At 70.3% G+C, this 22,655-nt stretch carries 18 protein-coding genes and 2 pseudogenes; 8 read left to right on the top strand and 12 right to left on the bottom strand.

From position 1 onward, the window contains the following. Window positions 1-78 precede the first annotated feature (78 nt). From ACIBJF_RS35535 to ACIBJF_RS35525, 3 genes and pseudogenes are all read left to right on the top strand, one after another. Window positions 79-1,299 (top strand): RNA-guided endonuclease InsQ/TnpB family protein, encoded by a 1,221-nt coding sequence (locus ACIBJF_RS35535; RefSeq protein ID WP_399180060.1) that lies wholly within the window; start codon window positions 79-81, stop codon window positions 1,297-1,299. Window positions 1,300-1,420: 121 nt separating this feature from the next. After that, window positions 1,421-1,534, top strand: a pseudogene (locus ACIBJF_RS35530) (transcriptional regulator); the annotation flags it as partial. 214 nt (window positions 1,535-1,748) lie between these two features. Next, window positions 1,749-2,744 carry a TauD/TfdA dioxygenase family protein gene (locus ACIBJF_RS35525; protein WP_399180058.1) on the top strand — a complete coding sequence of 332 codons (996 nt, stop codon included), beginning with the start codon at window positions 1,749-1,751 and terminating at the stop codon, window positions 2,742-2,744. A 57-nt stretch (window positions 2,745-2,801) separates the two neighbouring features. On the opposite strand, the gene ACIBJF_RS35520 is transcribed toward ACIBJF_RS35525, so the two are convergent. The 3 genes and pseudogenes from ACIBJF_RS35520 to ACIBJF_RS35510 all read right to left on the bottom strand — a co-directional run bounded on the left by ACIBJF_RS35520 (window position 2,802) and on the right by ACIBJF_RS35510 (window position 5,749). Beyond that, window positions 2,802-4,307 carry a flavin-containing monooxygenase gene (locus tag ACIBJF_RS35520; RefSeq protein ID WP_399180056.1) on the bottom strand — a complete coding sequence of 502 codons (1,506 nt, stop codon included), beginning with the start codon at window positions 4,305-4,307 and terminating at the stop codon, window positions 2,802-2,804. Between the two features lie 123 nt (window positions 4,308-4,430). Further along, window positions 4,431-4,769, bottom strand: a pseudogene (locus tag ACIBJF_RS35515) (DUF1330 domain-containing protein); the annotation flags it as partial. 101 nt (window positions 4,770-4,870) lie between these two features. Continuing rightward, window positions 4,871-5,749 carry an alpha/beta fold hydrolase gene (locus ACIBJF_RS35510; protein WP_399180054.1) on the bottom strand — a complete coding sequence of 293 codons (879 nt, stop codon included), beginning with the start codon at window positions 5,747-5,749 and terminating at the stop codon, window positions 4,871-4,873. Window positions 5,750-5,995: 246 nt separating this feature from the next. Here ACIBJF_RS35510 and ACIBJF_RS35505 point away from each other — a divergent pair, with 246 nt between their 5' ends. Next, window positions 5,996-6,772 (top strand): IclR family transcriptional regulator, encoded by a 777-nt coding sequence (locus ACIBJF_RS35505; RefSeq protein WP_399180052.1) that lies wholly within the window; start codon window positions 5,996-5,998, stop codon window positions 6,770-6,772. A 127-nt stretch (window positions 6,773-6,899) separates the two neighbouring features. On the opposite strand, the gene ACIBJF_RS35500 is transcribed toward ACIBJF_RS35505, so the two are convergent. Then, a complete protein-coding gene (locus ACIBJF_RS35500; protein ID WP_399180050.1) occupies window positions 6,900-7,529 on the bottom strand; it encodes a TetR/AcrR family transcriptional regulator in 630 nt (209 codons plus the stop codon). 175 nt (window positions 7,530-7,704) lie between these two features. Between ACIBJF_RS35500 and ACIBJF_RS35495 the strand changes: the two genes are divergently transcribed. Then, complete coding sequence (locus tag ACIBJF_RS35495) at window positions 7,705-8,961, top strand: MFS transporter (RefSeq protein ID WP_399180048.1); 1,257 nt, start codon at window positions 7,705-7,707, stop codon at window positions 8,959-8,961. A gap of 351 nt (window positions 8,962-9,312) precedes the next feature. Here ACIBJF_RS35495 and ACIBJF_RS35490 read toward each other — a convergent pair whose 3' ends face one another. The 3 genes from ACIBJF_RS35490 to ACIBJF_RS35480 form a co-directional block, all read right to left on the bottom strand. Continuing rightward, window positions 9,313-10,263: an NADP-dependent oxidoreductase gene (locus ACIBJF_RS35490; protein ID WP_399180046.1), complete on the bottom strand. Its 951-nt coding sequence runs from the start codon at window positions 10,261-10,263 to the stop codon at window positions 9,313-9,315. Between the two features lie 265 nt (window positions 10,264-10,528). Then, window positions 10,529-11,557, bottom strand: a complete 1,029-nt coding sequence (locus ACIBJF_RS35485) for an LLM class flavin-dependent oxidoreductase (RefSeq protein WP_399180044.1) — start codon at window positions 11,555-11,557, stop codon at window positions 10,529-10,531. A 69-nt stretch (window positions 11,558-11,626) separates the two neighbouring features. After that, complete coding sequence (locus ACIBJF_RS35480; RefSeq protein ID WP_399180042.1) at window positions 11,627-13,129, bottom strand: metallophosphoesterase family protein; 1,503 nt, start codon at window positions 13,127-13,129, stop codon at window positions 11,627-11,629. A gap of 152 nt (window positions 13,130-13,281) precedes the next feature. On the opposite strand from ACIBJF_RS35480, the gene ACIBJF_RS35475 reads away from it, so the two are divergent. Continuing rightward, a complete protein-coding gene (locus ACIBJF_RS35475; RefSeq protein WP_356306898.1) occupies window positions 13,282-13,569 on the top strand; it encodes a DUF1905 domain-containing protein in 288 nt (95 codons plus the stop codon). A gap of 364 nt (window positions 13,570-13,933) precedes the next feature. Here ACIBJF_RS35475 and ACIBJF_RS35470 read toward each other — a convergent pair whose 3' ends face one another. Further along, window positions 13,934-14,107: a hypothetical protein gene (locus tag ACIBJF_RS35470; protein ID WP_399180040.1), complete on the bottom strand. Its 174-nt coding sequence runs from the start codon at window positions 14,105-14,107 to the stop codon at window positions 13,934-13,936. A 392-nt stretch (window positions 14,108-14,499) separates the two neighbouring features. On the opposite strand from ACIBJF_RS35470, the gene ACIBJF_RS35465 reads away from it, so the two are divergent. Both ACIBJF_RS35465 and ACIBJF_RS35460 read left to right on the top strand, forming a co-directional pair. Then, the gene (locus tag ACIBJF_RS35465; RefSeq protein ID WP_399180038.1) at window positions 14,500-16,587 is read left to right on the top strand and encodes a prolyl oligopeptidase family serine peptidase; all 2,088 of its coding nucleotides are present in this window, start codon (window positions 14,500-14,502) and stop codon (window positions 16,585-16,587) included. Between the two features lie 254 nt (window positions 16,588-16,841). Further along, window positions 16,842-19,241 (top strand): M4 family metallopeptidase, encoded by a 2,400-nt coding sequence (locus ACIBJF_RS35460; RefSeq protein WP_399180037.1) that lies wholly within the window; start codon window positions 16,842-16,844, stop codon window positions 19,239-19,241. Between the two features lie 52 nt (window positions 19,242-19,293). On the opposite strand, the gene ACIBJF_RS35455 is transcribed toward ACIBJF_RS35460, so the two are convergent. The 4 genes from ACIBJF_RS35455 to ACIBJF_RS35440 form a co-directional block, all read right to left on the bottom strand. Next, the gene (locus ACIBJF_RS35455) at window positions 19,294-20,466 is read right to left on the bottom strand and encodes a glycoside hydrolase family 64 protein (protein WP_399180127.1); all 1,173 of its coding nucleotides are present in this window, start codon (window positions 20,464-20,466) and stop codon (window positions 19,294-19,296) included. Between the two features lie 179 nt (window positions 20,467-20,645). Continuing rightward, a complete protein-coding gene (locus ACIBJF_RS35450) occupies window positions 20,646-21,401 on the bottom strand; it encodes a dienelactone hydrolase family protein (RefSeq protein WP_399180035.1) in 756 nt (251 codons plus the stop codon). 115 nt (window positions 21,402-21,516) lie between these two features. Further along, complete coding sequence (locus ACIBJF_RS35445) at window positions 21,517-22,137, bottom strand: L-threonylcarbamoyladenylate synthase (protein WP_399180033.1); 621 nt, start codon at window positions 22,135-22,137, stop codon at window positions 21,517-21,519. A 321-nt stretch (window positions 22,138-22,458) separates the two neighbouring features. Next, window positions 22,459-22,655: hypothetical protein (locus ACIBJF_RS35440; protein ID WP_399180032.1), on the bottom strand; the 197-nt coding region annotated here is incomplete at its 5' end.

Here is a 22,655-nt window from a genome sequence, read left to right as displayed (position 1 = left end):
CCGCCCCGCACGGCGGTGACGTCGCCCACCATGATCAAGAACTCTCAACTGTCAGTGCTCTCGGGTAGGTTCGGATGTATGACGACAGAGGCGACCACGAAGGACGCCGGGCATGCCCGGTACACCTTCCGTGTGCGCCTGTCGGCTACTGCGCGGCGCGCACTCGAAGCGGAGTGGGCGCGCTGCCGGTGGATCTGGAATGAGTGCGTCGCGAAGTCCCAGCAGGCCCACGCGCAGAGCCGGGCGACGGGCGAGAAGGTGACCTGCGGTCCGGGGCAGTTGGACAAGATGCTGACCGAGGCACGCGGGGTGACGCCCTGGCTGGCTGAGGGCGCGAGCGTGCCTCAGCAGCAGGTGATTCGGGACTTCGCCAGGTCGAGGGCGAAAGCGCTGAAGGACATCGGGGACCGGTTGCCGCAGCAGCGCCGGGCCCAGATGCCCCGCTTCAAGAAGAAGCGGCAGGCGCGGCCCAGCCTCAACTACACCAAGCGCGGTTTCCGCCTCAGGGACGGCCGCCTGCACCTTGCGGGCCAGATCGTGCTGAGGGTGGTGTGGTCGCGGGACCTTCCGGCCGACCCGTCGAGTGTGCGCGTGTACCAGGACAGCCTTGGCCACTGGTACGTGTCCTTCGTCGTTGCCGCGCAGAGCGAACCGCTCGCCCCGACGGGGCGCGTGCTCGGGGTGGACTGGGGTGTGACGGAGACCGCCACCACCACGGACGACGCCTACGATCTGCCGCATGCCGAGCACGGCAAGCGGGCCGCGCAGCGGCTGGCGAGGTATCAGCGGATGATGGCCCGGCGTCGGCGTCCGAAGGGACAGCCCGCATCCGCCGGCTACCGGAAGGCGCAGGCGCAGGCGGCGAAGCTGCACAAGAAGGTGGCGAGGCAGCGGGAGGACACCGGCCGCAAGTGGGCCAAGTCCGTGATGCGCGGCCACGACGGGGTTGCGGTGGAGGACTTCAGGGCGAAGTTCCTCACGAAGACCACCATGGCCCGCAAGGCGGCCGATGCCGCCATCGCCGCGACGAAGCGTGCCCTGGTCGAGATGGGCCGCAAGCACGGGCGGGAGGTCCGTCTCGTGCACCCGGCGCACACCACGATGGACTGTGCGCGGTGCGGAGCGAGAACCAAGCACGCACTACCTCTGTCGATGAGAACGTATACCTGCACCGCGTGCGCAGCCGTGTCCCCCAGGGACAAGAACTCCGCCCGCGTGATGCTGGTCCGGGCAGGTTGGAACCCGGACGGTGCCGAGGGCGTAAGACCACCGGGGCCGCCGGCTCCGGCGGCGGCCTGAGCCGTAAATCCCCGCTCAGCCCTGGAGGGTGAGGCATCCCCTCCCTTCAGGGAGGGGAGCCTTCAAGATGGGACCTTCCCTCGACTGTGTCGTCCTCCCAGCCTCACGGATAGGGTGAGCGGTGATCAACCGCACGGGCGGGGAGAGGGCAGCGGACGGCAGGGGCGGCGGACGGCCCACCTCGCGGGACGTCGCGCGGCGCGCCGGCGTCTCGCACACCGCCGCGACTCTGCTGCCCACGGTGCCCGCCGGGGCCGGACCGGTGCGGAAGCCCAAGTCGTCTCGGGCCTGCCTGAGTTACCGGATGTTCCTGGTCGAGGACCGGCCGGCCCTGTTCGCGGCGGGCGGCACGGCGGTGTTCCGGCACACGGTCGTGCGGGAGTTCGCCGTGTGAGGCCCGGGCTGCCAGGATCGATGCGGAGCCGGTTCGGACGAGCATCGGAGCGCGCATGACGACGCACAGGGCCACCGCGGAACAGACGGAGCGGGTCGAGGGCGTGGCGGTGAGGGTTCCAGGCGTGGAGGTGAAGCCGGTCGCCGGGCACATCGGGGCCGAGATCACCGGCGTCGACCTCGCCGGGCCGCTCGACGACGCCGTGGTGGCGCTGATCCGGCAGACCGTGCTGCGCTGGAAGGTGGTGTTCTTCCGCGGACAGGACCTGGACCACGCCGGGCACGTCGCCTTCGCCCGCCGCTTCGGTGAGCCGGTCGTGCTGCCGCGCCGCGGTCCGCACTCGCCGCCGGACTTCCCGGAGGTCGAGACGACGGCCGACCGGCTGGAACTGGCCGGACGCTACGGCATGGGGCACGACGAGTGGCTGCACCGCCGCCGGCACACCCTGCTGCGGGGCTGGCACTGCGATTACGGGACCCGCATCGACCCGCCGGCCGCGACCATCCTGCGCGCCGAGACCGTCCCGCCCTACGGCGGCGACACCACCTGGGCCAACCTGGCCGCCGCCTACGCCGGCCTGTCGGCGCCGGTCCGGGCATTCGTGGACGGTCTGCGCGCCGAGCACCGCCTCGGCGTGGGCTACCAGCCCCGGCCCGGAGACGACGCCTACGTCCGTCACCTCCTGGACCACCAGGTCGTCTCCGAGCACCCCCTGGTACGGGTGCACCCGGAGACGGGGGAGCGGGTGCTGTTCGTCAACGGCTACTACGTGGAGGAGATCGTCGGCCTCTCCCGTCCGGAGAGCACGGCGATCCTGGAGATGCTGGTGGAGCAGGCGGTCCGCCCTGAGTACACCGTCCGCTTCCGCTGGGAGCCGGGCAGCGTCGCCTTCTGGGACAACCGGGCCACCATCCACCTCGCCCCCGGCGACAACGCCCACCTGGGCTTTCCCCGGATCATGCACCGGGTGATGCTCGCGGGGGACGTACCGGTGGGGGTGGACGGCAAGCCTTCGGAGGCGGTGGTGGGCACGGAGCCGGGCCGCTGGTGAGCGGTCGACGGGCGCGTCGGCAGCTCTGGGCGGCCCGGCCTGGAACAGGGCGGGCGGCTATCGTGCTGTTGCGGTCTGGGACGGGGTGTACGGGGCTGAGTCGAACGTGCCGTTGCGGTAACGGAATTCGTGTGCGAAGTTCGGCCAGATCAGGGTCAGTCGGCCGCTTCGCGGATCGATGTACCAGCTCTTGCAGCCGCTTCCGAGCCAGACCGTACCGTCACTGCGCTGCTGGAGTTCGTCCACGTAGCGCTCCTGGGCCTCGGCGGACACGTCCAGGACGTGGTTGCCGCCTGCTCGGCTCCAGTCGAGAGCGCCCAGGATGTAGTCGACCTGTGCCTCGATGATGTAGACGATCGAGTTGTGTCCGAGGCCGGTGTTGGGCCCGTTGATGATGAAGAGGTTGGGGAAGCCGGCGACCGTGGTCGACGCGTATGCCTCCATGCCGTGAGCCCAGTGGTCCGACAGGGAGATGCCGTCCGCGTCGTGGACGAGGCGCGCGTAGGGCGGCTCGGAGGTCTCGAAGCCGGTACAGAAGACCAGTACGTCGAGTTCGTACGCGCGACGGTCCGTGGAGACCACCTTGCTGCCCTCGACGTGGTCGAGGGCCGACGCCTCCAGCGTGACGTTGTCCCGGGTCAGCGCCGGATAGTAGGTGTCGGAGATCAGGACGCGCTTGCAGCCGAACTCGTAGTCGGGTGTCAGCTTGGCGCGCAGCTCCGGGTCCTCGATCTGCCGCCCCAGGTGCTCCAGCGCCTCTGATCTCGCCTTGTCGAGGACGCCGGGAACGGCACGCCGCTCCGCGTACCTGGACTCCAGGAACCAGAAGATCTCCGCACGGTGGTGGGCCATGGCGTCCGGGTCGCGGCGGAAGAGCCGCTTGTCGCTCTCGGTGTATGCGCGGTCCGGGCGCGGGACGATGTATTGGGCGCTGCGCTGGAACACCACCAGCTCGGAGGCGGTCTTGGCGAGTTCGGGCACGACCTGCACCGCCGTGGCTCCTGACCCGATGACGCCTATCCGCTTGCCTTCCAAGGGGACCTCGTGGTTCCAGCGGGCCGAGTGGAAGACTTCGCCGGTGAAGCCGTCCAGGCCCTTGATCGGGGGAAGAGCCTCGTCGCTGAGGTGTCCGGTCGCGGTCACCAGGAAGCGCCCGGTGAAAACGCCCTTGGACGTGCTGACCGTCCACCGCTGGGCGGCGGCGTCCCAGCGGGCGTCCTCGACGTCGGTGCCGACCCGGATGTGCGGCAGGAGTCCTTCTTCGCGTGCGGTGTCACGCAGGTACTGCAGGATCTCCGGGCCCGGGGAGAAGAAACGCGACCACTCGGGGTTGGGGCGGAACGAGAAGGAGTAGACGTGCGAGGGCACGTCACAGGCGGCTCCCGGGTAGGTGTTGTCGCGCCAGGTGCCGGCGACGTCATCGGCACGCTCCAGGAGCACGAAGGACTCCCGGCCGTGACGCTTGAGCTGAGCGCCCATTGCGAGGCCGCCGAAGCCGGTGCCGATGATGACGATCTCGACGTCGGTGGTGCCGGACTGCTGCGGTTCAGTGCTGGGGTTCATGTGAATCCTCCCTGTGCGATCGGGCTGCTACGGACGGGCGGTGGCGATGACGTCGCCGGTGGCATGTCCCGGCCGTGCGACCGGGCCCTGCTGCGAGCGGCCGGACCCCGAGGGCTCCCGGGAAGGCAGGGCTTCTCGTATCGCCTTTGCGGTGGCAGTCGCGTCGTAGCCCTCGGGGACGCCTGCGACGAGGATGATGTCGCTCTTGACATGCCGCGAGCGCAACGGTGCGATCTCCTGGTACGCGGGCGAGTCCCACCAGGCCCGCGCCTCGGCGACCCCGGGAAAGCCGATGACCACGACGTCGCCGGGCCAGTTGCCCTCCTTCACCTCGTGCTGCGTGGCGTGGACGAGGAAGCGGCCGCCGTACGGCTCGAAGGTGGCGGTGACGCGCTCGAGGTACTCGGCGATCTCCAGGTGCGGGGTGGCCTCCTGCAGGTGGGCTATGGCGTAGGCGGTCATGGCGTCCTTCCGGTCGGTCGGGCTCTTGGCCACGTCGGTGGTGTCGGGTTGCTGCGGTTCGGTGCCGGGGTTCACGTGGGTGCTCTCTCTGCGATCGGCTGCTACGGGCGGGAGGTGGCGATGATGTCGCCGCCGGCGTGCCGCGATGGCGCGTCGACGAACTGGTCGATGACCTGGACGAGCTGGGCGGGACGCTCGATGACGACGGCGTGGCCCGATGGGATTTCGGTGTAGCGGGCATCCGGGATCGAGGCGAACAGCGCCTTGCTGTGCCACTTCGGCACCATCTGGTCGTGGGTGCAGCCGATGACCAGGGTCGTGGCTGTGATGGAAGGCACCAGGTCGGAGATGTCGATCGTGCGGTTCAGTTCCATCTGCGCGTCGGTGAAGGCGCTGGGCCGGAAGGCCGTGAGAGCGGGGGCGGAGCCCCCGAAAGCCTGGGCCGCCACCAGGTACGGCCCCGAGAAGGCACAGAAGGCCATGTAGTCGCCGAGGGCCTGGGAGCGCTCCGTGCGCAGTCGCTGCCACACCTTGTTGCGGAGCTCCTGGTGTGCGTCGGTCTTCATCCAGCCGGCCACGAGCACCAGGTTCCGCACCGACTCGGGTCGGCGGGCGGCGACCGCGGCTGCGACGACGGCCCCCAGCGAGTAGCCCACGAGCGTGACCGGGCGGCCGGGAAGTACCGCGTCGAGGACCGCGACGACCTGCCGCTCCAACTGCTCCAACGTCAGCGAACCCTGTAGGGGGACCGGTTGGGCGAAATCGACTGCCACGACCCGCTGCCGCCCGGCCAGCAGCGGAAACAGGTAGCCGTAGTGCGCCCTGGTGCTCCCGCCGGTTCCGTGCACGAGCACGATCGGAATGCGGCTGCTCTCCCCGGCCGCGGAGCGGTCTGCGACGGAATCGAAGTAGCGCACCTCGACCCCGTCGACAGTGACGGTCCCTTCTACGACTCCGTCGGCCAACTCTGTCCTGCTCATGACGGCTCCTTGCAATGTGACGCCCGGCAGAAAGTCCATTGAATGGACTCCGGGTCTAGATCGAAGCGCACACTTCTTCGAGTTCGAGCTCAATATTAATTGCCCTGTGCACTGAAGTCCCAATAAGACTCCTGCAGAATGTCCCTGTCAAGTGTGCACATCACCGGCAATGCTAAAGTCCATTGCACGGACTTATTTGCTTCTGGCTGCGCTGCCGTAGCAGCATGGTTTGCAGCGGAGGGCTTCATGGAGTCGGGAAAGACACAGGTGGTCACGCGAGTGGCCGCCATTCTCAACGCGATCGCGCTGCACGGAGCGCAGGGCGCGCGGCTGCTGGATCTCGCCCAGGAGACGGGCATCGCGCGGCCCACGGTGCACCGGATCCTTCAGGAGCTGGCCGAAGCCGGCTTCGTCGAACGGCGCGCGTCCCGGCGGTACGGCCTCGGCTCCGCCCTGTACTTGCTGGGGTTGGGCGCCCCCTCACCCATCAATGACTTCGCCGGTATCCACAAGGTGGCCCGCCGCCTGGCCGATCGGACCGGAGACGCGGTGTATGTCGCCATGCGGCGGCTCGACGGTGTGCACTATCTGATGCGCGCCGACGGCTCCTACCCCATCAGGGCGGAGATCGTGGAAGTGGGCGAGACGGTGCCTTTGGGGGTTACTTTTGCCGGCATCGCCCTGCTGTCTTGGCATGAACCGGAAGCGGTCGAGGCCCAGCTGCTGGCGAACGAGCGTCTGCGGCGCACGATGAAGGCTGTGGAGATCCCGGATATCCAGGACACCGTCACCGCCGTACGTCAGGCGATCAGGCAAGTGCACGAGCGTGGCTACTTCTTCGACAAGGACACCGTGCTGCAAGGCGTCTCCGGAATGGCTGCGCCGATCCCTTCGAAGACCGCTGAGCCGTATATGGCCATCACCATCTCGGCGGTCAACGACCGGCTTCCCCCTCCGCGTGTCGACGAGCTGGCCCCCTTGTTGTTGGAGGCAGCTCAGGAAATGGGGGCGTTCATCCGGTGACTGCTCGACGGCTGTGAAGTTCCGAAATTTCCGCATGCGCCGTGCATCGAAGGATCACGGAAAGCCGTCATCTTTCTCTCTGTTTTCGTGTGAGTCTCCTCCTGGCTGAACGAGGCGCAACTGAGCGTCAGTTGGCCATCTGTGTTTCGGGAAGGGCGTGCTCTATCAGTACGCGGGCGGCCGCAACGGCGTCGTGGCGGGGGCAGGGGCTGTCGAGGGAGGTCGACAGAGCGGTGGCGCCTTCGAGGAGGACGGTCAGTTGACGGCCCAGCTGTTCCGGGTCTGAGGCACCTGCGCGCGCGGCGATGCCGGTGAGTTGCCGGGCGATGCCGCTCTTGTGGTGGTGGACCAGTTCCTGCACGGCGGGCATGTGTCCAGCGGCTTCGACGGCGGCGTTGTGGAGCGGACAGCCGCGGTTGGTCATGCGCCCCGAAGGTCCCGAGGTCGCCTCGGCGATCATGGTGAACAACGCCAGCAACTGGTCTTTGGGGGTGAGTCCCTCGCGGGTCAGATTCTCTTCGATGCGCCGCGCCAGTCCGGCCTCGTAGTCGCGCAGGTACTCCTCCACCAACGCCGTCTTGGTGGGGAAGTGCTGGTAGAAGGTGCGCGTGGAGACCTCGGCGGTCTCGACCAGGCGCGCGATGCCTGTGGCGTGAATGCCCTCTTCGTAGAAGAGGGCCGCAGCCGCCTGCAGGATGCGCTCGCGCGCCCCCCGCCCGCCACGGCGCCGCGTCCCAGGTGTGCTCTCCGTCTCCATGACGCAAGTATATCGATCGCTTTACTTCTGTGGGTGGAAGCACTAGGGTCAAAGTAAAGCGATCGTTGTACTTGGTCGGTCCTGTCCTCAGGGCCCGGTGACGCCGCCGCCCCGCGCCCGCCCGCACCCTCGCCGAAGCGAATCGCCCCACCACCAACCTGGGAGAACCACCCGCATGCACACCCAGCACCGGCGCCAGCCGGGGCGCCTTTCACGCCCGGTCGGCTTCTGGCTCAAGGCCGTCACACTGTTCGCCCTCTTCGTCGCCGCCAGCGCGCCTTCCCCGCTCTACGTGGTGTACCAGCACCGGTGGGGCTTCTCGCCGACCGTGCTCACCACGATCTTCGCGGTCTACGCCCTGGCCCTGCTGGTCGCGCTACTGATCGTCGGAGGACTCTCCGACCACATCGGAAGGCGGCCCGCACTCGCCGCCGCGCTGGTCGTCGAGGCCGCGTCCATGGCCGTGTTCCTCACCGCCAACGGTGTCGGCCTGCTGCTGGTCGCACGCATCCTGCAGGGGCTGGCAACGGGTGCGGCGACGGGAGCCATCAGCGCCGGACTGATGGACCTGCAGCCATCCCCCACATCACGCCTCGGCTCGCTGCTCAACAGCGCCAGCCCGGCCGCCGGGCTGGCCCTCGGGGCGCTGGGCACCGGACTGCTGGTGCAGTACGCCCCCGCCCCGACGACGCTGGTCTTCGTCCTGCTCATCGCCGTCTTCCTGCTGCTGACCGCGGCTGTGTACTTCCTGCCCGAGCCGGTCACACCCCGTCCGGGCGCCTGGGCCTCGCTGCGGCCGCGGATCGCCGTGCCGCCCCAGGTGCGCCGGACCTTCCTGGCGACCATGCCCTGCCTCGTCGCCACCTGGGCGATCAGTGGGCTCTACCTCTCGCTCGGCCCCTCGCTGGCCGTAGGGATCCTGCACATCGGCAGCCATCTGGTCGGTGCCCTGGTGGTGACCACGCTCTACAGCGCCGGAACCGTCGCCTCACTGCTGGCGCGCAACCTGGCGCCGCAGCGGGTGATGGCCGTCGGCTGCGTGGCCCTCGCCGTAGGGACCGCTCTGACCCTGCTTGCCCTCGTCGGACCCTCGACGCCGCTGTTCTTCCTCGGAACCGCCCTCGCCGGCGTCGGCTGGGGCACCTCCTTCCTGGGTTCCTTCGGCTCGCTGGCGGCACTGGCCGGCCCCACGGAGCGGGCGAAGCTGTTCGCCTCCGTCTACGTCGTCAGCTATCTCGCCTTCAGCGTTCCCGCCGTGGTGGCCGGGCTGGCCGTACCGTCCCTCGGTCTGCGCGCCACGACGATGTGGTACGGCGCCGTGGTGATCGTGCTGGCGCTGCTGGCCGTCGTCGGAGCCGCCGTCCGCAGGCGCGCAGCCGGGCCCCTGGTGGCCGTGGCCCCCTCCGAGGAACTGGCCGTCGCTGCGGAGTAGTGCCGGCCGCCCGGCACCTTGACGGCACCACCGCCCACGGGCATCAGCGTCACGTCGTGGTACCCGGCCGGCCGCAGCGAAACGTGCCGTACAGGCGTGCGGCTTGGCGGTCGCTGCAGGACGTCCGACGAGTTGCACTGCGGGCAGGGCAGCGGCTTGGGCTCCCCGTGCTGCGTCGCGGAGGCCGGGAGATCACCGCGGTCGCGACACCTCAGGCACGGCAAGGGCTCCGCCGGTTTCGCCGGCGGCAGGGAGCACTCGGGCTTTACCAGGTCCGGGTGCCGGTCGGCCGGGCCGATCGCGTCCGGGTCAGGGCCTGGCGGAGCCGAGCCCCCTCGTGCGCCTGGCGGATCAGTCGACCACGAGGACCAGCTTGCCCGAGGTGTGGCCCGTCTCGCCCAGGGCGTGTGCCCTTGCGGCCTCCGCCAGCGGAAAGGTCCCGGCGATCGTGGCGCGCAGTGTGCCCGCTTCGGCGAGGTCCGCGACGGCCTTCATTCCGTAGTGATCGGCGTCGACGAGCATCCTGACGGCGCGGACGCCGAGCCGTTCGGCGTCCGCGTAGAACTCGTCCGGCCCGACCGGCAGCACGGAGACCACCATTCCGCCCGGGCGCAGCACGCGCAGGGAGCGGACGGAGGTGTCGCCACCGATGGTGTCGAGCACCACATCGACGTCCCGCATGGCCTCCGCGAAGTCGGTCGTCCGGTAGTCGACGGCCTCGTCGACGCCGAGCTGGTGCAGGAAGTCGTGCTTGCCGGCGCTCGCGGTGCCGATCACGTACGCGCCCCGCGCCTTCGCGATCTGCACGGCGGCGTGGCCGACCCCGCCGGCCGCCGCGTGGATCAGCACCCGCTGCCCCGCCCGCAGTCCGGCCAGCTCCACCAGCGCCTGCCACGCGGTCAACGACACCGTCGGCAGCGCGCCCGCCTGGATGTGGTCGATCCCGGAGGGCTTCAGCGTGAAGGCGCGGGCGGGGCCGGTGACGTACTCGGCGTGCGAGCCGTGCCCGAAGGGGTACGGCAGCAGGGCGAAGACCTCGTCGCCGCGCGTGAACAGGGCGACGCCGATGCCGGTCTCCTCGACGACGCCGGAGACGTCCCAGCCGAGGACGAACGGCGGACTGCCCAGCTCGCCGCCGTTGGCCCGGTGCTTCCAGTCGGTCGGGTTCACCCCCGCGGCACGCACCCGGACCAGCACCTCGTTCGAGCGCGGGGCCGGCCGCTCCAACTCGACCTGCTTGAGGACATCGGGACCACCGAGAACGTCCTGGCTGATCGCGCGCATCGTCGTCACCTTGCTCATTGTGGGCCACCTCGCCCACGGTCGCCTGTCCACACAGCGGATCAGGGTGCACGCTGCGCAAGGGCCCGGCAGGGCGGGTTCATACCCTCCTGCGGGCCGCGTGTCCGCACGGAGGGGAGCGAATGCCACGCACGCGATCCGTGTTAGCCGGAGGGGCATGCCGATGATGAGTGAGACCACGACCGCGACGATGGCGACGAACGCGACGAGGCTCGCCCGCATCTCGCGCCGGCCTCACTGTCTGCTCGTTCATCGAACTTGGCGGTCAGCCCGCAGGCCGCCACCCCAGCGCCGGCCCCAGCTTCGTCGCCATGTCCGTCAGGATCTGTACGTAGTCCTCGTGCTCGAAGGTGAACGGCAGCGCGAACGCCACCTCGTCCACCTCGCGGAACGCGGCGTGCGCGCGCAGCCGTTCGGCGATCTCCTCGGAGGTGCCGACCAGGTCCGGGGCGAACAGCAGTCGGCCCGGCCCCTGCGGGGAGGCCGTGCGCGGCAGGCGCTGTGCCGCGTACGCCTCGTACTTGGCGCGCTGCTCCGGGCTCGCGGAGTCCGTGGGGATCACCACGAGGCCGTGCGAGACGCGGGCCGCCTCGCCGTCGGGGTGATGGGCGCGGAACTCCCGGACCAGGGCCAGCTGGATCTCGGCGAAGTCCCAGGGCCCCTCCGGGTCCTCCGCCCTGACCACGCTGCTCGTCAGCAAGTTCATGCCGTGCTCGCCCGCCCAGCGCGCCGAGCGGAGGCTGCCGCCGCCGTACCACATCCGCCGGCCGAGTCCGGGGGAGTGCGGCTGGACCACGTCGGAGAAGACCTCGAACCCCTCGACCCCGCTGAAGTCGCTGGCGGGCTTGCCCCGCACCAGGTCCAGCAGCCTCCGCACCCGCTCGTAGCCGAAGTCCTCGGCGTCGGCCGTGTCCGGGTACAGGGCGTCCTTGACCTGCTCGAAGTGCATCGGCGGCCCCACACTGACACCCGGGTTCAGCCGGCCTCCGGACAGGACGTCCACCGTCGCCAGGTCCTCGGCGAGGCGCAGCGGGTTCTCCCAGCCGAGCGGGGTCACCGCGGTGCCCAGCTCGATACGGCGGGTGCGCTGGGAGGCGGCGGCGAGGACGGCGACCGGGGAGGAGATGCCGTACTGCAGATGGCGGTGGCGCAGCCAGGCGCTGTCGAAGCCGAGCCGCTCGCCCAGCTCGATGATCTCCAGCGTGGACTCGTGGCCCTGGCCCGGACGCGCCGGGTCGAACAGGCCGATGGTGAGGAAGCCCAGCTTGCGCAGCGGGCGGGCGGTGGGCGGCACGGGCTCCTCCAGCGGTCGTACGTCGCTTCCCTCCGACGATTCTTGCAGGCGAGTGTGACAACCGTGTGATCAGTTCAGCGGGATGACGATCTCGTCCTCGACCGGCGGATGGACTTCCTGCGCCCGGTTGCCGGTCGCGGCGAAGCAGCGCAGCCGGACCGTCTCCGCAGTGACGTCCAGCCGCAGGAAGCTCTTGAAGAACGGCGGGCTGTAGGTGGCCGAGCCGGGCGAGAACAGCTGGGTGTAGACCTTGCGCACGGGCAGCCGGAACCGGGACGTACGGTCCGGGCGGCCACCGGTGCCGAGGAGGCTCGCGACCAGCCGGGTGCGCCGGGTGATCCGGGTGTCGGGGCCGGGCCTTCGGCCCGGCTCGATGCCGAGGCGCTCGGCGACCACCGCCGTCGCCTCGGCCTCGGTCAGGGTGAAGAAGCGGCGCAGCCGCAGCCGGTGGCCGTACAGGCGGCTGTAGAAGGCCAGGGAGTCGCCGCGCAGCGGATAGCAGCGGAAGTCCCGCTCGGTGACACCCGCGACCGAGATGCGCGGGATGGTGTGCGTGGCGTGCATGAACGCCCCGCCGCCGCCCGCGACCACGTACTGGATGGTCCGGCCGTCCACGTCGACGGGGTAGCGCTGGTAGTTGTGGATGTCGCCGCCGATCGCGGCCACATAGCGGTGCTCCGGGTCCCGGACGATGTCGTCCACCGTCCCACCGCCCTCGATCGCGCACGGGTGGTGCTCGCCGTCCACGTACAGCGGTGAACCGGTGATCAGGATCTTCGGCCGCGGTTCCCGGGACACCTCGCGCAGCCAGGCACCCTGTTCGGCGTCGATTGTGCCGAGCAGACCGGTGTCGATGCCGACGATCCGCAGCGGACCCGCGTCGATCGCCCAGTACGGCCCCGGCTGCACGGCCCGCCGGCCGGGTGCCGCCCGCAGGCTCCGTGCGGCGGCGAGCCGTTGCTCGTCGGCCGGCCGGGGCCGGTGCCACAGCAGGTCCCGCCACCAGCCGCGGCTGAACGGGCGCGGCCGGGGTTCGGGTTCGAGCGGTGGGGTGTCGGCGCAGAAGACGCGCATGAACGCGCCCAGGTCCTCGTACCAGTCGTGGTTGCCCGGTATCGCGTAAATCGGCGCCGGGTAGTCCTGATAGGGCCGGAAGAACTTGCTGCCGTAGTCGTCCGCTCCGCCGACCGGATAGATCACATCGCTCGCGATCACCGCGAAGTCCGTGCCCTGACTTGCCGTCAGGAATCCCGGCACGACGGCGTATTGCGAGTCGTCCCCCTCGCCGGTGTCCCCGATGACCATGAACGAGAACCGGTCCGCGGTCTCCCGCGCGATCACCTTGTCCGCGGGCGCCCCGGCCGCTGCCCGGCGGGCCACCCAGCGGCTGCGGGTACGGCCGGTCGGGTCGCCGAACCAGGACGCCAGCACGCCGTTGCGGGCGGCCCACAAAGTCCGTGGACTCAGCCAGGACAGCTTCTCGACGTGGTCCGGCATCAGCTGCTTGTAGGTACCGGGCTCGGCCGAGCCCCAGCCGGCACCCTGTGCGGTATCGCGTGAGGAGTCAGACACGCGGTGCACGGTAACAACGACCCGTCCGGCGGCGGTTGGCGGGACCCGGCGTACATGAGCGTCACACTGGTCGTTCACCACCGGCTCCCGAAAGGCCGGGGCGTCTCGGGTGCGCGGGTACGCTGGGGAGCCGCTGCGGAAGGAGGCAGGCCATGGAACTCGCCTTCGCCGGACGGGTCGTGGAGTGGCGGGGTCCGGCGCCTTACTACTTCGTCGCCGTGCCGGACGCGGAGTGCGCCGACATCCGTGACGTGGCCGCGCTGGCCAGTTACGGCTGGGGCGTGATCCCGGTCGAGGCCAGGATCGGCGGCACGGACTTCACCACGTCCCTCTTCCCCAAGGACGGCGGGTATCTGCTGCCGCTCAAGAGCGCCGTGCGCCGGCCGGAGGGGCTCGCGGCGGGTGACGAGGTGAGCGTCGCGATGACCGTACGTCTGTAGGCCTTCGGCGAACCCTGACGCGTGACCTGACGGTCCGTCGCTCCTCGCAGCTCCGCGCGGCGTTGAGCCGAAGAGCGATGGATCGCCATGATCACGATTCTGGCACGGCTCCGCGCGCGGAGCCGTGCCCCGGAGTCTCCTTCGGTCTCAGCCCGGGTCGTACGGCGGCGTCCGGTTCCAGACAGCGTCGAACCGGCCGACGATCCGCCGGAGTTCGCGTGCGCTTCGGGGTGACATCGCCCGCATCACGGTGTCGAGGAGAGCGCGGGCTTCGAGGGGGTCGGGGTTCGCAGCAGTACCAGTACGGGTTGCCCCACTCGTAGTCCCGCCACAGTTCACGCTCGGGGCGGTGCACGTAGTCCCGCTACAGGCGCAGGGCCGCGCCGACGTCTCCTGGCTGGAGGTAGTTGCGGGTGTGTTCGAGGCGGCGGATCTCGAACAGCGCACGGGACGGCAGGCCGTCGATGTCCGTTCTCGCGTTTCGTGCCCGGTGGTCGCGAAGGCGGCCCCGGAGCTGTCCCGGCCGTCTACGCGGCACAGGCCTTTCGGTTGGTCGTCATGGCGTCCATGGTGCCACGCTCACGAACGGGGGAGAACCGTTCGGGATCACGGACCTGGCATTGACCGCACGGCCCGGGAACGCCCCCGGGTCGCCAGCGCGACGGCCGTCCCGATCCCGGCGGCGAGAAGCCCGATACGACGGTGGATTGCTGCCCGTGGAGTCCCGGAACGTCCTCGGGCCCCGAACGCGTCACCCCGAAGGTGAGCCACCGGCGAGCACGCTGCCCACGTACCTGAACCCGCACGACGTCCCTCTCACTCGTCCGGAGTGGTCCGCAGCCGGCAGGACGCTGTCTCGGGACCGCAGTTCGAGCCAAGCCGAAAATCGAATATGTGTACGAGAACGGGTCTAGGGGAAGACACCGGAACGTGCGCCCCGATCTCCTCCCCGCCCAACTCGTCCGCACGGCCCGCTTCACCCGTGGTGTCCCCGGCCGGTTCACCGTGACCGCGGACGGCGGGACCGTGCTGTATCTGCGGGGTCGTACGGGGGACGACCCCGCCGCCTGTCTGTGGCGGCTCGAACTCGACTCGGGTGTGGAGCGGTTGCTGGCCGATCCGGTGCGCCTGCTCGGTGCCGGGCGCAGACCGCGCGGGATCGAGGGGTATGCCACCGACGAGGCCACCGGGACCGTCGTCTTCCCGCTGGGCGGCGGGCTGTGGACCGTGCCGATCGGCGGCGGCGAACCCCGGCGGCTGCCGGCCGCTCGCCCCGCCGCCGATCCGCGCCCCGATCCCACCGGTCGTCGTATCGCTTACCTCTGCCGCGGTGCGCTCCGCGTCATCGGAGCGGACGGGAGGGGGGACCGTGCGATCGCCCAACCTGACGCGGCGGAAGTGGAGTTCGGGGTCGCGGCGCACACCGCCGCCACGCTCGCCGACGGTCCGCGCGGGCACTGGTGGGCGCCCGACGGCACCGCCCTGCTGTGCGCCCGGACCGATCTCCGGCGCGTGCGGCGCTGGTTCAGCACCGACCCGGCCACGCCGGACAGCCCGCCGACGGTCCATCACCACGCCTTCGCCGGCACGCCGAGCCCCGACGTCACCCTCTGGCTGGCCCCGGTCGAGCCCAACGGCCCGCTCACGCCGGTCCGCTGGGACCGCGACGCCTTCGAGTACGTCGTCGGCGCCGGCTGGGACGCGCACGGTCCCTTCGCCGTCGTGCAGTCCCGTGACCAGCGCACCGTCCGGCTGCTCGGCATCGACCCGGCGGACGGCCGCACCACGGTCCTGCAGGAGCAACGGGACGCCCACTGGGTGGAATTGGTGCCGGGGCTGCCGGCCCGCACCGCCTCCGGTGCCGTCCTCGCCCACGCGGACCTGCGGGGCACCCGGCACCTCACGGCCGACGGCGAACGGGTCACGCCGCCGGGCCGTCAGCTGCGCGCCGTCCTCGCCGTCGACGGGGACGAGGTGCTGTTCACGGCGTCCGACGAGCCCACCGAGGTCGATCTGTGGTCCTGGCGGCCGGGGACCGAACCGCGCCGGCGCAGCACCGGCCCGGGGCTGCACGGGGGAGTGCTGCGCGGCGGCACCCTCGTCCGGACCGGCACTGGCACCACGGGCCCGACCCCGGCCGCGGAGGTGCTGCGCGCCGGGCGGCGGGCCGTGTCCGTCCCGTCGTACGCGGAGTCGCCCGTCCTCGGCGTGCGCAGGACCATGCTGCGGCTCGGCCCGCGGGAGTTGCGGGCCGCCCTGTACCTGCCGTCCTGGCACCGGCCGGCCCAGGACGGCCCGCTTCCGGTGCTGCTCGACCCCTACGGCGGCGCGGGCGGGCAGCGGGTCACCGCGGCCCACGACTGGAAGACGCTGGTGTCGCAGTGGTTCGCCGAGCAGGGCTTCGCGGTGCTCGTGACCGACGGCCGGGGCACCCCGGGGCGCGGGCCGGACTGGGAGCGCGAGGTGTACGGCGATCTGTTCGGGCCCGCGCTCGACGACCAGGTGAGCGCGCTGCCGGCGGCAGCCCGCGCGCACCCCGTGCTCGACCTGCGCAGGGTCGGCATCCGCGGCTGGTCCTTCGGCGGCTCGCTCGCCGTGCTCGCCGTGCTGCGCCGCCCGGACGTCTTCCGCGCCGCCGTGGCCGGCGCCGGCGTGAGCGACCAGCGGCTCTACGACGCGCACTGGCGTGAGCGGTTCCTCGGTCATCCGGAGGCCTATCCCGAGCGGTACGAGGCCAACTCCCTGCTCCGCGAGGCGCCCCGGCTCACCCGTCCCCTGCTGCTCGTGCACGGCCTCGCGGATCGCAAGGTCCCGCCCACCCACACCCTCCGCCTGTCGGACGCGCTGCTCGCCGCGGGCCGGCCGCACGAGGTCCTGCTCCTGCCCGGCACGGGGCACCAGCCGGTCGGCACTGACGTCACGCACGACCTGCTGCGGCACCAGGCGCGTTTCCTGCGGCGCCACTTGGCAGCGGCGCCGCCCGATCCCGGACCTCTCCGCTCACCCGACGCCACGTAGGCGGACCGCCGTACGACCCCGCTCGACCAGCCGCGGTCGGCTCACCCCGCGCCCACCGGCATAGGGAAAACCCTCGAATGACCTCCCTATGACTGACATGCGCGGGACAAGGCTGGAATCCTTCCTCCACGCACTGCACATCCCCGGTGTGTTCAAGGATCACGGTCCCGCACAGCTCAGCTCGCCCGGGCAGCAGACCCGTCTGCCCGTCTGTCACCGGTCGCGACCCGGCGGCCGCAGCAGGAGGAGTACGAGTGAGACCCCACAGACGCCTTCCCCACAAGCGTGCCACGGTCGGAGCCGCCCTGGTCTCCACCGCGGCGTTGCTCACCCTCGGCATGCAGGCCACCCCGGCCCTCGCCAAGCCTGCCGCTCCCCACCCCAGCCCGCTGCGCACCGGCGGCCTGGAGGCCAAGCTCAGCCCGGCCCAGCACCAGGCACTGATCAAGAGCGCCCAGCAGCAGACCGCCGCGACCGCCCGCACCCTGGGACTCGGCGCGAAGGAGAAGCTGGTCGTCAAGGACGTCGTCAAGGACAACGACGGCACCCTGCACACCCGGTACGAGCGCACCTACGCCGGCCTGCCCGTCCTCGGTGGCGACCTCGTCGTGCACACCCCGCCTGCCTCCCTGGCCGCGGGCACCGTGAGCACCACCTACAACAACAAGCACAGGATCAAGGTCGCCTCCACCACCGCGACCCTCACCAAGTCGGCCGCCGAGTCCAAGGCGCTGAAGGCCGCCAAGTCCCTCGCCAAGAAGCCCACCACGGACAGCGCCCGCAAGGTGATCTGGGCCGGAACCGGCACCCCGAGGCTCGCCTGGGAGACGGTGATCGGCGGCTTCCAGGACGACGGCACGCCCAGCAAGCTGCACGTCATCACCGACGCCACCACCGGCAAGGAACTGCACCGGTACCAGGCGGTCGAGACCGGCGTCGGCAACACCCGGTACAGCGGGCAGGTCACGCTGACCACGACCCAGTCGGGTTCGACGTACACCCTGAACGACCAGACGCGCGGCGGTCACAAGACGTACAACCTGAACCACGGCACCTCGGGCACCGGCACGCTGTTCTCGCAGAGCAGCGACACCTGGGGCGACGGCACCAATTCCAACGCCGCCACCGCGGGCGCCGACGCGCACTACGGCGCGCAGGAGACCTGGGACTTCTACAAGAACACCTTCGGCCGCAGCGGCATCCGCAACGACGGCGTCGCCGCCTACAGCCGCGTCCACTACAGCAGCAACTACGTCAACGCCTTCTGGGACGACAGCTGCTTCTGCATGACCTACGGCGACGGCTCCGCCAACAACGACCCGCTGACCTCGCTGGACGTGGCCGGCCACGAGATGAGCCACGGCGTCACCTCCAACACCGCGGGCCTGGACTACAGCGGGGAGTCCGGCGGCCTGAACGAGGCCACCAGCGATATCTTCGGAACCGGCGTGGAGTTCTACGCCAACAACAGCTCCGACGTCGGTGACTACCTCATCGGCGAGAAGATCAACATCAACGGCGACGGCACCCCGCTGCGCTACATGGACAAACCGAGCAAGGACGGCGGCTCGGCGGACAGCTGGTACTCCGGCGTCGGCAACCTCGACGTGCACTACTCCTCCGGCCCGGCGAACCACATGTTCTACCTGCTGTCCGAGGGCAGCGGCACCAAGGTCATCAACGGTGTGACCTACAACAGCCCGACGTCCGACGGCGTCGCCGTCACCGGCATCGGCCGGGCCGCCGCGCTGCAGATCTGGTACAAGGCGCTGACGACGTACATGACGTCGAGCACCAACTACGCGGGCGCCCGCACCGCCGCCCTGAACGCGGCCACCGCGCTGTACGGCGCCAACTCCACCCAGTACGCCGGAGTCGCCAACGCCTTCGCCGGCATCAACGTCGGCAGCCATGTCACCCCGCCGGGCAACGGGGTGACGGTCACCAACCCGGGCAGCCAGTCCTCCACCGTCGGTACCGCCGTCAGCCTCCAGGTGCAGGCGAGCAGCACCAACAGCGGAGCCCTGACCTACAGCGCCTCGGGCCTGCCCGCGGGCCTGTCGATCAACAGCTCCACCGGCCTGATCACCGGCACGCCCACCACGGCGGGCACGTACAACACCACGGTGACGGTGACCGACTCCACCGGCGCCACCGGCACCGCGACCTTCACCTGGACGGTCAGCACCAGCGGCGGCGGCTGCACCTCGACCCAGCTGCTGAGCAACCCCGGTTTCGAGTCCGGCAGCTCCGGCTGGACCGCCACCAGCGGCGTCATCACCAACGACACCGGTGAGGCGGCCCACAGCGGCTCGTACAAGGCCTGGCTCGACGGCTACGGCACCACGCACACCGACACCCTGTCCCAGTCGGTGACGATCCCCGCGGGCTGCAAGGCGACGCTGACCTTCTACCTGCACATCGACACGGCGGAGACCACCACCAGCACCCAGTACGACAAGCTGACGGTGACCGCGGGTTCGAAGACCCTCGCGACCTACTCGAACCTCAACAAGGCCTCCGGGTACAGCCAGAAGACCTTCGACCTGTCCTCGCTGGCGGGCCAGACGGTCACCCTGAAGTTCAACGGCGTGGAGGACTCCTCGCTGCAGACCAGCTTCGTCGTGGACGACACCGCCCTGACGACCGGCTGAGTCACCCCGTTCCGAGCGGCCCCGCACCCGAGTGGTGCGGGGCCGTGGCATGTCAGCTCAGCGGATCCAGCGTCAGATACGCCTGCTGCGGATTGCCGTCGTGGACCAGGGACTCCTGGTTGCCGACGTCGTCGAAGGCGAACGCGTAGGCCTTGCCGTCGGCCATCTGCGCATGGACCGCACGCGCGTACTGGTTCGTCACCGCGTCCTGGTAGAAGGCGGCCGCCGAGGTGTCCGGCTGGTTCGGGTTGACCAGTAGAGTCGAGCGGTTGAAACCGGCGCACAGGGTACGGGAGATGGGGCCCCGCACCGTGTCGTTGGGCGCGTCGAGCAGTTTGTGGCAGCCGAAGACACTGTCCGCGTCCGGCTTCTGGAAGCTGGTGACGACCGCGCCCGAGGCGTTGGTGAAGTTCATGACGTTGCCCGAGACCCGGCCGTAGTACTTGGTGTTCGGCTGGTCGGCGAACGGCGTGACGGTCAGCGTCGACGTCGTGTACTTCTGCCAGACCCGGTTGACGTAGTCGTCCATGACGCTCGCCGGCAGGGCGCCGGTCTCCACGCCGTACAGCGGGGACAGGGCGCGCAGCACCGTGCCGTCGGAGCGGGTCTGGATCAGTCCGGCCCAGCCGTCCGACCGGCTGCGCAGCGCGTTGAAGAAGCCGTTGTAACCACCGGACTTCAGGTGCCCGGTGCTGCTGACGCCGCCGTCGGAGCGCTGCACGCCGACCGCGTACGGCGCCGAGAACATGTCCACCTGGGTGCTGTTCAGCCACAGCCCCGAGTCGTTGAGGGTGTACTCGGACCAGTTGAACAGGATGTTCCGGTTGGGGTCGGAGGGGTTCTGCACGGCGGGCTGTACCAGGCCGCCGGTGGTCAGCCGGAAGTCGAGCTTCTGGCCGTAGGAGAAGTAGATCCGGCCGGAGAACTTCGGTATCCGGATGGTCTTGGACTGTCCGGGGGCCGGGCCGGCGATCGCCGCGTCCGGGGCGGGCGTCGGCGGGTTGCCGCCCGCCGGCCAGGCGTGGAAGCCCCCGTTCGCGTCGGCCCAGCCCTGCTGCCCGGAGGACAGTTGGGTGCCGAGGTCGTAGACGTAGACCGGTTCGGAGCGGCCCGAGTTGTTGGTGATCTTCAGCGGGATGGTGTCCGGTACGGCGGCACCGGCGTGGTCCGGGGCGCCGAGGACGAGGACTCCGCCGACCAGGGCCGCGGCGGCGGCCAGGGGCAGTGCGGACCGGGTGAGTTGATGCGGCACTCTCTTGCCTCCGTGTGGGGTCGGGGTCGTACGGGTATTGGTCCGTACCTGTTTGAGAGCGCTCTCAGACTCGTACCGAGACGCGTGCATGTCAATGCAAGGAGCGGACCGGCTTGCGGCGCCCGCCGTGCGGTAGGCGCCGTGGGCCGGTGTCAGAAGGTGCGGTCGAGCAGGTCGAGCAGGGCCGCCCAGTGCCGCTCGTCGGCCTTGCGGTCGTACGCCGGGGTGTCCGCCTGCGTGTAGCCGTGTGAGGCGCCCGGATAGACCTCGCAGGTGTGCCGGACCCCGGCATCGGTCAGGGCCTTCTCGAAGCGCTCGATCTGCTCCGGGGGCAGCGACGGGTCGTTGTCGGCGTGTCCGAAGTACAGCTCCGCGGTGATGTCCGGGGCGCCCAGGTGCGGGCTGGTCGGCTGGTCGGTGGCGAGGCCGCCGCCGTGGAAGCCGGCCGCCGCCGCGATCCGGTCCGGGTGCGCGGCCGTCGTCCACAGGGTCAGACGGGCACCCATGCAGTAACCGGTCACCGCGACCGGCCCGTCGGTGACCAGCGGGCTGTCGGCCAGCCATCGCAGATAGGCGCCCGCGTCCCGCTTGACCAGGTCCGGGGTCAGCGAGGCGACGACCGGGCCGAGCCGCTCCCAGATCGTCGGATCGGCGTCCGGGTCGATGAACTCGGGCAGTTCGACGACCGGGGTGCGGCCGAGGCGGTAGAAGACGTTCGGCACCAGCACGGTGTAGCCGGCGGCGGCCAGCCGGTCGGCCATCGACCTCAGGTGTGGCCGCAGGCCGTAGGCGTCCTGGTAGAACAGCACGCCCGGGCGGGGGCGGCCGTCGGCGGGATGGGCGAGGTAGGCGTCGGCGACGCCGTCCTCGGTCGTGATGTCGACATCGATTGCCTGGACATCGGTCATGGTGGGCAGGCCTCCCTGGGGACATGGGCGTCGGGCGGCGATGGCCCCCGACGCCACGGCTGTGGCCCATGCTGTCATGCAAGATCCGCAGCCCCGCACCGGGAGTACCCCGCGCTCACTCGAAACGGCTGGTGTCCCCGGCGCCCCGCCGCACGATCTCCGCCTCACCGCTGGAGAAGTCCACGACCGTCGTCGGCTCGGTGCCGCAGTCGCCGGAGTCGACCACCGCGTCCACCACGTGGTCGAGCCGGTCCTTGATCTCCCAGCCCTGCGTCAGCGGCTCCTCCTCGTCCGGCAGCAGCAGCGTGCTGGACAGCAGCGGCTCGCCCAGCTCCGCCAGCAGCGACTGGGTGACCACATGGTCGGGGATGCGCACGCCCACGGTCTTCTTCTTCGGGTGCAGCAGCTTGCGCGGCACCTCGCGGGTGGCCGGCAGGATGAAGGTGTAGCTGCCCGGCGTCGACGCCTTCACGGCCCGGAACACGTCCTTGTCCACCAGCACGAACTGGCCGAGCTGCGCGAAGTCCCGGCACATCAGGGTGAAGTGGTGCCGGTCGTCCAGTTGGCGGATGGAACGGATCCGGTCCATGCCGTCCCGGCTGCCCAGCCGGCAGCCCAGCGCGTAACAGGAGTCGGTCGGGTATGCGATGAGTGCTTCCGAGCGCACCGCGTCGGCGATCTGGGCGATGCTGCGCGGCTGCGGGTTCTCGGGGTGCACGTCGAAGTACTTCGCCATTCACCGAGCTTATGCCGTCAGCGGGCGGTGGGCGCGCATCGCAGGCCCGTGGGGACTTCGACGGCGGTATGGCTTAATGCCTGTCTCGATCGGCAGCGATGTCGGGAGGGCCGTTCTTGAAACGGACGTCTCGCGACTACGCCGAAGCTCTGCGTCAGGGGCCCGGTCCCGACCGTGCAGGAAGCCCCCGTCAGGGGGCTTTCCCATGCCGGCCAACGGACGGCCTTTTTCTCTTTGCTGCGTGGAGGAGTCGGCTGTTGTACGGCGCTGGGTGCGAGGTGGCGGCCGCCGAGCAGGGCGCCGAGGCCGGGAAGCCGGTGATCAGCAGTGGGCGTACTCGCGCGGACGCAGCAACATGGCTACGGCCATCGCCGGGAGCATGAGCAGGTGGCCCCACAGCATCAGGGCGCCGGCGTCGATGACCTTGAGTGCCAGCGGTACGAACAGCGCCAGGAAGGGCAGGTACATGGCCGCACCCATCTCGGCGATGGGCCGCCAACGGTGGCCGCGGAACTTCA

Source organism: Streptomyces sp. NPDC050743, from assembly GCF_044456925.1.
Taxonomy (GTDB): Bacteria; Actinomycetota; Actinomycetes; order Streptomycetales; family Streptomycetaceae; genus Streptomyces.
The sequence above is the reverse complement of the archived record's forward strand: the minus strand, read 5'-3'. Positions and strand labels throughout refer to the sequence as shown.

Bases quoted from the DNA above. Each gene is read 5' to 3' on its own strand.
- ACIBJF_RS35535 (WP_399180060.1), top strand. From the start codon at position 79: ATGACGACAGAGGCGACCACGAAGGACGCCGGGCATGCCCGGTACACC.
- ACIBJF_RS35525 (WP_399180058.1), top strand. From the start codon at position 1,749: ATGACGACGCACAGGGCCACCGCGGAACAGACGGAGCGGGTCGAGGGC.
- ACIBJF_RS35520 (WP_399180056.1), bottom strand. From the start codon at position 4,307: ATGAACCCCAGCACTGAACCGCAGCAGTCCGGCACCACCGACGTCGAG.
- ACIBJF_RS35510 (WP_399180054.1), bottom strand. From the start codon at position 5,749: ATGAGCAGGACAGAGTTGGCCGACGGAGTCGTAGAAGGGACCGTCACT.
- ACIBJF_RS35505 (WP_399180052.1), top strand. From the start codon at position 5,996: ATGGAGTCGGGAAAGACACAGGTGGTCACGCGAGTGGCCGCCATTCTC.
- ACIBJF_RS35500 (WP_399180050.1), bottom strand. From the start codon at position 7,529: ATGGAGACGGAGAGCACACCTGGGACGCGGCGCCGTGGCGGGCGGGGG.
- ACIBJF_RS35495 (WP_399180048.1), top strand. From the start codon at position 7,705: ATGCACACCCAGCACCGGCGCCAGCCGGGGCGCCTTTCACGCCCGGTC.
- ACIBJF_RS35490 (WP_399180046.1), bottom strand. From the start codon at position 10,263: ATGAGCAAGGTGACGACGATGCGCGCGATCAGCCAGGACGTTCTCGGT.
- ACIBJF_RS35475 (WP_356306898.1), top strand. From the start codon at position 13,282: ATGGAACTCGCCTTCGCCGGACGGGTCGTGGAGTGGCGGGGTCCGGCG.
- ACIBJF_RS35450 (WP_399180035.1), bottom strand. From the start codon at position 21,401: ATGACCGATGTCCAGGCAATCGATGTCGACATCACGACCGAGGACGGC.
- ACIBJF_RS35445 (WP_399180033.1), bottom strand. From the start codon at position 22,137: ATGGCGAAGTACTTCGACGTGCACCCCGAGAACCCGCAGCCGCGCAGC.